Origin of the sequence: Bacteroides sp. (genome assembly GCF_052357945.1) — a bacterium.
Classification (GTDB): Bacteria; Bacteroidota; Bacteroidia; order Bacteroidales; family Bacteroidaceae; genus Bacteroides.
Map to the genome: position 1 here is coordinate 1 of NZ_DAWCXD010000149.1, position 11399 is coordinate 11399.

Annotated in this window: 7 protein-coding genes; 1 reads left to right on the forward strand and 6 read right to left on the reverse strand. The window is 41.1% G+C overall.

Annotated elements, in window-relative coordinates:
• Positions 1-284: 284 nt before the first annotated feature.
• From ACT8YW_RS19180 to ACT8YW_RS19200, 5 genes are all read right to left on the reverse strand, one after another.
• Positions 285-1151 (reverse strand): HAD-IIA family hydrolase, encoded by an 867-nt coding sequence (locus ACT8YW_RS19180; RefSeq protein WP_369742184.1) that lies wholly within the window; start codon positions 1149-1151, stop codon positions 285-287.
• A complete protein-coding gene (locus tag ACT8YW_RS19185) occupies positions 1138-2415 on the reverse strand; it encodes an MFS transporter (RefSeq protein ID WP_055235296.1) in 1278 nt (425 codons plus the stop codon). Before ACT8YW_RS19185 ends, ACT8YW_RS19180 begins: the two co-directional genes overlap by 14 nt.
• A gap of 11 nt (positions 2416-2426) precedes the next feature.
• Positions 2427-3767, reverse strand: a complete 1341-nt coding sequence (locus ACT8YW_RS19190) for a sn-glycerol-1-phosphate dehydrogenase (RefSeq protein ID WP_195354334.1) — start codon at positions 3765-3767, stop codon at positions 2427-2429.
• Positions 3768-3850: 83 nt separating this feature from the next.
• The gene (locus ACT8YW_RS19195; protein ID WP_444106821.1) at positions 3851-4756 is read right to left on the reverse strand and encodes a glycerophosphodiester phosphodiesterase family protein; all 906 of its coding nucleotides are present in this window, start codon (positions 4754-4756) and stop codon (positions 3851-3853) included.
• Between the two features lie 41 nt (positions 4757-4797).
• Positions 4798-6369 carry a glycerol-3-phosphate dehydrogenase/oxidase gene (locus ACT8YW_RS19200; RefSeq protein ID WP_211146596.1) on the reverse strand — a complete coding sequence of 524 codons (1572 nt, stop codon included), beginning with the start codon at positions 6367-6369 and terminating at the stop codon, positions 4798-4800.
• Between the two features lie 216 nt (positions 6370-6585).
• Here ACT8YW_RS19200 and ACT8YW_RS19205 point away from each other — a divergent pair, with 216 nt between their 5' ends.
• Entirely contained in the window at positions 6586-7350 is a 765-nt protein-coding gene (locus ACT8YW_RS19205) for a DeoR/GlpR family DNA-binding transcription regulator (protein WP_065537542.1), read from the forward strand.
• Between the two features lie 451 nt (positions 7351-7801).
• On the opposite strand, the gene ACT8YW_RS19210 is transcribed toward ACT8YW_RS19205, so the two are convergent.
• Positions 7802-10498, reverse strand: a complete 2697-nt coding sequence (locus tag ACT8YW_RS19210) for a PL29 family lyase N-terminal domain-containing protein (RefSeq protein ID WP_444106822.1) — start codon at positions 10496-10498, stop codon at positions 7802-7804.
• Positions 10499-11399 lie beyond the last annotated feature (901 nt).

Here is an 11399-nt window from a genome sequence, read left to right on the forward strand (position 1 = left end):
CCCAATTATCCCATAGCTTTGCATCAAGGAATCAAGGTTTTTTCTTTGATTATATAACGCGTTGCAGATACTTTATCTGCAACCTATCTGCCGCAGGTATCTGCCACGTTCCAACTATTTATCAGCTAGTGCATTACACGCGTTTGGTTGCAGGTGGCAGATGTTTTTATGTTTTTCAACTTTATAGTAGACAAAAAAATGTTACGGACAGTAGAACTGTCCGTAACATCATACCTATCAAAAACACTAAAAATAAATATACTATTGCATTTTCATGCACCAATCTAATCTATTTCATGAGCTAATAAAAGCATTTGCTGAAGCTCTGCCAAGTCACGCAGGATCAAGTCCGGATTAGGATGGACAGCAATAGCTGTTTCATACGTTGTTTCGCCGGAAAGTACCAGCACTCCCAAAGCATTTGCTTTCTGCGCCATCAATATATCGGTATAAATACGATCACCCACCATAGCTACCTGATCCGCACGCAAGTTATGACGTTCCATTATTCCGTTCAACATTCGCGGATCGGGCTTTCCAATCACAACATCCGGCTCCCGCCCCGTAGCATACTCCAAACTGGAGCAAATAGAGCCACAATCCACCAATACTAAAGGCTTATCCGTAGGACACACACGATCCGGATTAGTGGCAATATAGAGTTTCTTCTGATTAATCCACCACGCAGCACGACATAAACGCGAGTAAACAAGTGACATGTCAAAACTGACAACCACTGCGTCCGGTTCATCATCAGCATTGTCGTCAGTAGACTCGAATCCGGCTTCCTCAAACTCTTTTATCATGCTGGGAGTGCCCAACAAGAAAAGCCGTTTACACTCCGGATGATGTACACGTATGTAATCTATGGTCGCCTGGGCCGATGTATAAAATTCATCTTTCACTGCTTTAATCCCCATGCCGGATAGGTGTCGAAGATAATCATTCGTGCTTTTGGAAGGATTATTCGTCAGAAACGAGTAACCAATTCCCAATTCTTTCATTTTATCCAGGAAAGCAATCGTAAAAGGAAATAACGTGTTTCCGTTATAAATCGTTCCATCCATATCCAAAGCAATATGCTTGATCCGACGAATACGATCCATAAGTTCCGCGTTCAGTTTATGTTCTACCTCATTAATCATTATCATACCCATTCGCTTTTGCCGACCATGCGGCCATAAATATCAAAGTTCCCATTATAGCAATCAGGATTAATGCACCCACTGCAATATTCCAACCATAATGTTGAGCTAACAATCCTAATCCCCAACCGGAGACCAACGTACTGGCATATCCGAACAATCCTGTGAATCCGACTGCCGTAGCGGCTGCTTTCTTTGTGGCTATATTAGCCGCAGCAATACCTACCAAAGCTTGCGGACCATAAATACAGAATCCTGCGGCTCCCAATAAAAGCGTAGCAAGCCACATGGGAGGTTGGGATATTCCCCAGAATAAAGCAACGAACACCGTAGCCAGTGCCATGCAAATCACACAAACGCGTGGACCACGTCCACCAAAGAAACGATCGGTTGCCCAACCGGCTACCAGCATACCTACAATTCCGGATATTTCAAAGGCTGCCACCATCCAACCTGCATGATGAATAGAAACTCCCTTCCATTCTCCCAAAAGAGTCGGTCCCCAGTCAAGTACAGCATAGCGCACGATATACACAAAAAAGTTGGCAATAGCCAGTACCCAAATCGCCGGATTTCCAAAGACATTCTTACGCACAAACTGCTTAAATTCGGCAGAAGTATCTTCTTTTTCTTCTGCGCCCGTTTTTGAGTTGAGCTCCGGAAGACCTACCGAGCGAGGCGTATCGCGCAAAGCAAACCACAAACCGACTGCACCCACCAAGGCTATAATAGAAGGAAACCAGAAACACCAGCGCCATCCGAGACTGACAATATATCCACAAACAATCACCACTAAACCTGCGCCAACAGAATGTGAGGTATTCCACACCGACATCTTTGTAGCCAACTGTGTAGGAGGTATCCAATGCGTCAATAAACGGGCACAAGGGGGAAATCCCATTCCCTGAAACCATCCGTTCAACATCCACACAATGCCAAACATCACCACAGCAGAACTAAACCCAAACCAAATATTACATGCTGCAGAGAGCACCAAACCTGTCACCATAAAATAGCGGGCATTCACCCGGTCGCCAACAAAACCGTTGGCAAACTTGGAAACTCCGTACAGTAATCCGTGTAAGGTCAGAAATAATCCCAAGTCTCCCTTGGTTATTCCCAAATCATCCTGCATGGCAGGCATTGCAATACTCAAGTTTTTACGAACAAAATAGAATAGAGCATAGCCTATCATACTTGCTATGATCGTCCGTGTCTGCCAGTATTTAAATTTCTTTGCCACTTCGGGCGCCATTCCTTGTAGTTCCATTCCTATCGTGATTAATCTGTTATTTCCCATATTTTACCTTTACCAAACAATCCATCCAGCCACTGTTCCATATATCCTGTCCGTACAGCTAAATCGAGGACAGTAAAACGACGGCGAATAAATTGTGCACGAACAAACGTTTCACGCAGACGTTTCCGTGTAATACCGATTTGTTCCGGTTCTACAGGAGCACCTACCTGCCGCAGGGATTGTTTCACTTCTTTGTAAGGAATCAACTGTTTGGACAAACGTTCACGAATTTCAGGCCAGTATTCTTTCAACTGCCGCAACTGAATAGCCAATTGCTCCCGTGTCACATACTTCGCTTTCGTCTCCTGCAGACCGATAGTAGGAAAATCAGTACCGACAAACATATCAAGAGCTACCTTATCGGCTATTTCCGGTTCGGGCCATGCCGCACAGCACGCTTCCACGTCCAGTTTCTCTAATGGGGTGTTCAACACTTGTTCATAAAATGCCGTTACAGCCAACATACCTATACTCACCTGAAAGCCATGGGAAACATGCTCACCTTGATTTAAATGATGTTCCATATTCCAAAGATGGCTGAACTGATGTTCCGCTCCCGAAGCCGGACGACTCGATTTAGACCATTGCATGGCAAAACCGCCCAGCATCAATCCTTCAATAAGTTGTGACACCGCTTTTTCGTCTCCAGCCACCGCACCTTCAGGATTCGAAAGCGCATCATGCAATCCATCCTGCACAATCGACCATGCCTTTTCATCAATATCTTCCACGCCCATCCAATCGGCCAGAATCCAATCGGCACCAGCCGTCACTTTGGCAAACAAGTCGGCATATCCTGATGCCGTCATCGGCTTGGGAGCTTTCTTTATGATTTCAATATCAGCCAATACAGCTTGCGGTGCCGGACAGCTAAAAGTCTGTTTAGCGCCATTTGCAGTAATGGAAGCGCCGAATGCAGTATATCCATCCATGGAAGCGGCAGTGGCCACACACATATATCTTCTTCCGACCAGATGAGAAGCTAACTTCGTTAAATCATTAATCGTACCGGAGCCGACAGCTACCGGAATAGCATCATGCACTTTCAACGATTCGACCAGACGGTCAACATACGAATATTCCGCATACAGGTCGGAATCAGTGAAAATAAAAGATGGCAATAATTCTATATTCGCATTACGCAACTCTTTCTCTACTCTTTCGCCGGCAACACGATAGGTAGTTACGTCAGCTACCACTACAGCCTTTCTTCCTGCAAACTGTTCCTTAAACAGTCCGGCTACTTCATTTAATATTCCGCTTCCTATACGAAGAGCACGTGTCTCATTCGCAGCTTTCAATGCTTGTTCTACTTTTGACATTTTCACAGTATTAATTGTTAGTTCACTAACCGGATTTTCCTTTACGATAGTAAACAGACGTTGCACCATATCAGGGCAACAATCTATCGAGATTGCAAAACTGTCCATACTTCTGTCGGTATATCAGATTCTATAATATCCGGTCTCTTATCTATCTCTTCTTTATATTTCAAAGCCCGTTCTTCTTTCGAAGGCAATTTGTCGTGCGTAGGTGCCACACTAATCATACAACGTACGCCACGAGCATGCAGCATTTCAACGATTTTCTTATTTTCGGGTGTTATACTATGCCCTACATAAGCGATCATATTTTCCCATGGCACACCTGATATCGACAAGTCCTCAAACTCTTTCATATTACGGGCGAAAGCGGACATCATAATCGTCGGGAAACGGTCATAATAATATCTGGCTTGAGCACCGGTATGCACAGTCAGCATCACATGTCCCTCCGCCTTATGCTTTTTGATTAAAGCCGCAATCATAGCCATCGGCACATCTTTCTTATCCAGGTTGATAATCGTTTTACCTCTGCTCCATTTGATTACTTCCTCCAAAGTAGGAATCTTGCAGTTGGTCACTTTTCCCGAATGGTCTTTCAGACGAAGCTTCTGCAACTCTTCCCAGGTATGATCGCAAACTTTTCCCGTTCCTGTTGTTGTACGATCCAAAGTAGCATCATGCATCAATACAATCACGCTATCTTTTGTCAGACGAGGATCGATTTCAAAGAAAGCCGGCATCTGCTTCAGCACATTTTCCAAACCTTCGATGCAATTTTCCGAATATCCTTCTTCGTACCCACCGCGATGTCCGCTTACAATGATTGAGCCATTTCCCGTATATTTAAAGAAGTCTCTCAATTGTGTGACATCGTCAAACTTTAACAGATGTAGTTTTCCCTGCGCCGACACAGACTGTATCCCTGACAACAGAAGAAACATCAATGAGGCTACGAGTCCTCTCCGCAAAACCATACAACTTTTCATAAGCATTTATTTACAAACAACAATTAAAGTAATTTTTTCTTCTAATTCAAGATATATCCTCTTGCCAACCGATTAAAGTCGGCTATCTGCGCCTGCTCCCAGGTTTTGTCCTTTCCCAGTTCCGCCGCTAATACCGATGCCACTTTCGGAGCTATTTTAAGAGCAGCACGGGCATCCAGAAATAGCATCCTCACCCGGCGGGCCAACACATCTTCTATATTCTGCGCAAACTCCTCACGAGCCGCCCACACAACATGCGCCGCTGTAAAAGTATAACCTTCATACAACTTTTCAGCAAAAGAAGGCTCTTTTTCTATCATCTTTTGTATTTTGCCCGCGTCGCTGCCATACACATAATTCCAATCATTCTCATCAAATTGCTCTTTTGTATATCCATGAACCCTCAAATTCTTCGTCACACATTCCGCAGGAGACAACCCTCCTATTACGATGGCCTGATTGATGACATCTTCAGCCATTGCACGATAAGTAGTCCACTTCCCTCCGGTAATTGTCAAAAGCCCCGATTTCGAACGATAGATTTTATGATTCCGTGAAATCTCTTTCGTTTTCTTCGAATCAGCATGCGTTGGCGCAGCCAAAGGACGCAAACCGGCAAAAATCGAAAGCACATCGGCACGGGTCGGTTTGCGGTCGAGATACTGTCCGGCCTGATCTAAAATGAAATCAACCTCTTCTTCCAATGCCCTCGGTTCCAAAGAAGCCTCATTCAGAGGAGTATCCGTGGTGCCAAGCACCACCTTGCCGTGCCAGGGCACTCCAAAAAGGACACGTCCATCTTTCGTTTTAGGTATCATTAGTGCCGAACGACCACCTAAGAATTTACTATCAACCACCAAATGCACTCCCTGGCTGGGACGTACCTTCCTTCGCGTATCACATTCATCCATCTTCATCACATCGTCCACAAAGACTCCGGTAGCATTCACTACTACTTTCGATTTGATCTGATATTCTTTCCCGTCAAGTGTGTCGACAGCATGCACCCCATTTATTTTCCCGGCGGCATCTTTCAGCAAACAATTCACCTTCATATAATTCAAGCACACTCCACCTTTATCAATAGCGGTCAGTGCCAGCGTTATAGCCATGCGCGAATCATCAAACTGTCCGTCATGATATACCACTCCACCTCTCAATCCTTCATGCTTTAAAGAAGGTATTTCTTTTAATACAGAACGTTTTAACATCGGTAACGAACGTCCCAATGCTTTGCGTCCGGCCAGTAAATCATAACAAGTCAGCCCCACCGCATAAAAAGGCTTTTCCCACCAGCGGTAATTACCGATTATAAAACGCATATCTTTTACCAAATGAGGAGCATTGAGTCTCATACGCCCACGTTCATGTAATGCTTCAACTACCATAGAGACATCTCCCTGCGCCAGATACCGAACTCCTCCATGTACCAGCTTCGTACTGCGGCAAGAAGTACCCTTAGCAAAATCATGCTGTTCCAATAGAATAACTCTGTACCCTCTGGAGGCTGCGTCCACTGCAGCCCCTAATCCGGTAGCCCCACCACCGATCACCAGGATATCACATTCACATTTCCAATTGAGCATCCTCTCAAGCAAATCACTTCGTTTCATTCCTTATGAATATTTCGTTTTCTTTCTTTATTTATAAATCAACACTGCAAAAATACACAAAAAGAAATATCATCCAATATAAAAAGCAAATTATTTTTCGTTAGCAGACCATTTTATATATAAAACGGAAGCTTTATATCATAGAATGAAACTTTTCATCTTTTTATTTGCCACATATTAATATTTAGTTTATCTTTGTGATAAAAATTGGGAATTATGACAAGTATTGCTGAAAGACATAAGTATATTCTTGAAAGTTTAGCGAAAAACGGTTTCATCAAAGTAAACGAAATCGCTAAAGAACTGGAAGTTACTCCTGTAACGATCCGAAAAGATTTAAAACATCTGGAAGAAAAAAAACTTCTCTATCGTACTCATGGAAGTGCAAGTCCGGTCAACCCATTAACATCAGATATTGATGTGCACGAAAAAGAAAAGCTTCGAAAAGAAGAAAAGAAAAGAATCGCTACTGCCGCAGCTAAATTAATAGAAGAAAACGATTCTATTATCATCGCTTCCGGTTCTACCGTACATACGTTTGCCGAGCATATCACTCCCATCAACCACTTAACTGTAGTTACAGCTTCTCTGAAAACCTCCTTATTATTAAATACGATTAATAATATCGAAGTAATCCAGCTCGGGGGAATCGTACGGAAGAATTCTTTTTCCGTCATTGGCGACTACACTTCTTTGTTTTTTGAACAAATCACTTGTTCAAAACTCTTTTTAGGAGTAGACGGTATCGACTTGGAGTACGGAATCACAAACTCTAATATTGAAGAAGCTGTCCTCAACAAGAAAATGATAGAGGCGTCATTACGTACTATCATCTTGGCAGATTCTTCCAAATTCGGGCGACGTGGATTCGGTAAAATCTGTAGTTTAGACTGCATCGATGTGATAATCACAGACTCCGGCATTTCCCAGTCAATGGCGCAAGCGATTGAAGAAATGGGTATTGAGCTTATCATTGTCTAAAGCAGCCATATTACCTACAGGATAATCTGTCAAAAGTTACATTCAGAAGACTATATTCAGACGGTTTCATAAAAAAGATGGACTCGAACTCGGAGGAGGGCACTGGAAAAGTCCCTTTAAGCCTCTATCTCTAAAAATGACATCATAAGTCCATATAAGACAGAATAAAAAAGGGCGTTCCTGGGAAATAAGGGAAAATTGGAACGCCCTTCGAAATAAAGGTTTATTATTAGACCGGTCTTTCACAAGTGCAGTCTTTACCTTTTTTCATCTAATAAAATTAAGGATGTCAAAAATCCTTAGTGGGAAATAATATATCCATCTTTTCACAAAGATGAATAATTCGACAAATAATATCCGATACCACCATATCGGACAATTATATTATCAATAAAAGGGTAACCCTACACAGAGGAAAAGAGTTACCCTTTCTTTCTTATTTAAAATAGGACTATTTCAAAGAAGCTTTCACAGTGATCTTATTAATAGTTTCTGTACCCCAGTTATGATTTACAGTTACTTTCACATAGATGTCCAATGACTGAACAATCGCTGTATTGTTACATGTAATCACACCTGTTGACGGATTAATAGTATAGGTACCCTCATTTACAGTAGCACTATATCCATCAATTGCATAAGTAATGGCACCAGCAGCATCAATGCCATAAGCTGCAGCCCAAGGAGCTTTTGCTACTCCATTTTCAATAACTACATTCTTCTTGGTTACATTGATATCTTTGTCAGACATCTTGATTTCTGCTTTCGTTCCTACATTGATAGTCTTATTCTGATCACCATCTATATTCCAATCAATAGAAGACTTGTAAGACAAGACATCAAGCGGAGAACGCAATACAGGCTCACAATAAGTCACTTCTTTTCCATTTATATCAAGAATAGTAGCTTCAATATCAGTTCCTTGTATTTTAGCTCCGATCTTGATAGCACCTAAAGTCTTCACATCTACAGCCGGAGTTACAGTAATAACATTACCAGCAATGCTTATCTGACTATAAACAGCTTTAACAGCATCAGACTGTTTTGCTTGCGGAGCCAGATAATATTCAATAACTTCACTAGAAGAACTGTTATCTGTATTATATGCAGCATAAAGAACTGTCAAATCAGCTGTCATACTGAATGACTTATCAGCTTCAGTCCATGCACCAGTAATAGTTGTCTTACCATCTACAACAAACGCGCTATTTTGCTTGATGATTACTTTACGTTCGCACTTAACAAGATCCTTCAATTTCAAAGTATACTGTTTGTTAGAGCCGTTAACGCGATGAGTTGTTGTAGATTTACGCCATGCATATTCTTCAGAATTTGTAATTTCATATTTTGAGTTTCCACCACCTGGCCATGTTTCGAATGAATACAATTGCTGATCTCCATTGATAACAGTTCCGGCAGGGAATATCAATTTAAGATTATCCAAATCTGTGCTTGTACCCGGTGTGAATTCAATATATGCATCAACCTTGTTAGCATAAGTCTTACCATCTTCATTAGTCAAGTAATACAAACCATATTTAACAGGAGTTACGTTTTCATTGTCAGACATATAGTCACGTCCACCCAGTGAATTCAAGAATGCACGCACATTCAAGTCAATAGTTTGTTCACTTGTGCTATACTGCAATTTAGCTAACTTATCAGCTGCAGCTGCATCTTTCGTTTCTACATCAATATCAACCAATGCCGGAGCCACTTGCTGCTCGCGAACAGCTTTCACTGCAAAGTCATAAGAAATGATTTCCGTACCTTTTTCATTCTTATAAGTTGCTGTCACATAGCATAATTCATTGATAGCAGAAGCTTGCTCACTAGATTTAGCTGTAATAACACCGTCTTTAATTTCAAAGATACCTTTTGCCTTATCAGCTGTTTGTTTGAATTCAACAGTGATACCACTAAATCCTAAATCAGCCATTGAAATGAAATCCTCTTCCACATCATGTCCTAATGCTACAGAATCATTCAAATTATAAGATTTGTTATAAACAAACGTATATTCAACATAAGATGAAAAATCGGATTCGGTAGTTGCATCAGCCAAAACATCAGTAGGAACTTCAACTGCATCTTTTGTATGCACAAAACTCAAATCAGCCGGAGTCCATTTTTCAGCTTTGAAGTTGAAATAATCAGAGGCTGTTGTATAACCGTTAATTGTTACATCCAAAGAAGAAGCGTAAGGTTTATCAACTTCAATGTTTTCGGAAATCATATTTACACTCAAGATACCTTGTCGGTTATCCACCCATTTTGCACTACCTTCTACATATTTCAGTGCAGGAACAAGTGCTCTGGTTTTATATGTATCGGTAAATGCAAATACAGCTTTACCCAGATCCAGTGTAGTAGGCCATACTTTGAAAGTAGCAACTGAAGCACTGGTTGCCAATAATTCCGCTTCAGGATCATTGGACGACATCAAACCAATTGATCTTACAAAATCCTCCCGATCATCAGCAGCTTGTCTTCTGTAAATAATGCTTTGCAAACCATTATAAGCAGAACCTTCTGCCAACATTTTATATTCTTTACCGTCAAGAGTGATGACATACAAACCATCCACTTCATTTATAACGATAGAAGGAACTTTAGTATCAGTTTTCAAGCTTGTTACCACATCACCGATAACGATATACCCATCTTTATTAATGGACACGTTAGCTGATGCATCCTGCCCTGGTTCGCCAGGCTGACCAGGTTCACCTTGTTCTCCCTTCTTCCCAGTAGCATTAACCTTATTTCCATCTGCATCTAAAACATACTCATAGGTTTTACCATCATCAGTACTTACCTGCCAATAGTTGTCACTTGATACTTTAAATTTAGGAATGACCGTTTCACCATTTAATCCCGGCTGTCCGTTCTCTCCATCTTTACCATTGGTGATAGTCAATTTAGAACCATCAGAAAGAGACAATTCATAACCATTTGCTACAGGAGTATAGCTGACAATAAATTTACCGGCTTTCATTGCAGCTTCCACCTCTTCAATTTTACTCTTATTGGCGTCGACCTGCTGTTGCAAACCATCTATATCATCATCGTAGTCTTTGCATCCTACGTAGCTGATAGCAGAAAGCGCCAGCGCCCCGAAGAGCATCACTTTTACAAACTTTTTCTTCATAACTACTTAAAAATTACATTAATAATATATTATTAAACACTAAGTTTCAATAATAGCATACCTGTTACTTTGTAGGTAACGGGAAAACCTTTGTCCCTGCTCTTTTTGAGTAGTCAATACTAGAAAATGATATAATATACAATGAAACTTTTTAACCCCTACTTCGAGAAAGAGGTAGAGGGGAGGGAAATCTTATGCAAAATTTAGAGGTTAACATACCCTAGTACAAAGAATCCACGTGTTTTATCTATTTATGTTCTTCTTTTGAGTGCTTTAATGGAAAAAATGTGCGATTTCGTTTGGTTGTTTTAAGAAATATGCTCATATTTGCACCGGTATTTATTCCCGTTACCTACAAAGTAACAGGCTTACTTTCAGCAAATTGCATTCCGAACCGAATACCGGATAAAATCAATAACCCGTTTATTTGCTTCATCTATTTTCTTATTCTGAAAAGGTTTCAGATAAGTCTCCGTCACCGTAATGGACGAGTGCCCCATCGCTTCGGAAATGATGCCCGGATGAATTTCACAATAATACGCTGTTGTAGCCCATGTATGACGGGCTACGTAAGTAATATTTAGAAATGCAATAAAAAACAGAATGACGAGAATTAAACGTAAATCGTTTATAATTAAGCATTTTGCAAGAATTGCATAATAGACAGACCTGCAAAAGAAAACAAAATATTGCAGCGTTTCAGTTACCAGACTGTTAGCCGCCTGTTTCGGAAACAACGGCAGGTAACCAAGTTTTTACCGACAGGAACAAAGCGGATTTGTATTCACTGTTTATCAATGTTTTGCATGCCAAAGGACGCTTTTCAAAGGAGTATTTTTACAACCTAAAAAGAGCGTTATGAAAGTGGAAAAATTCAAGGTGCTGCTCTACCTGAAAAAGA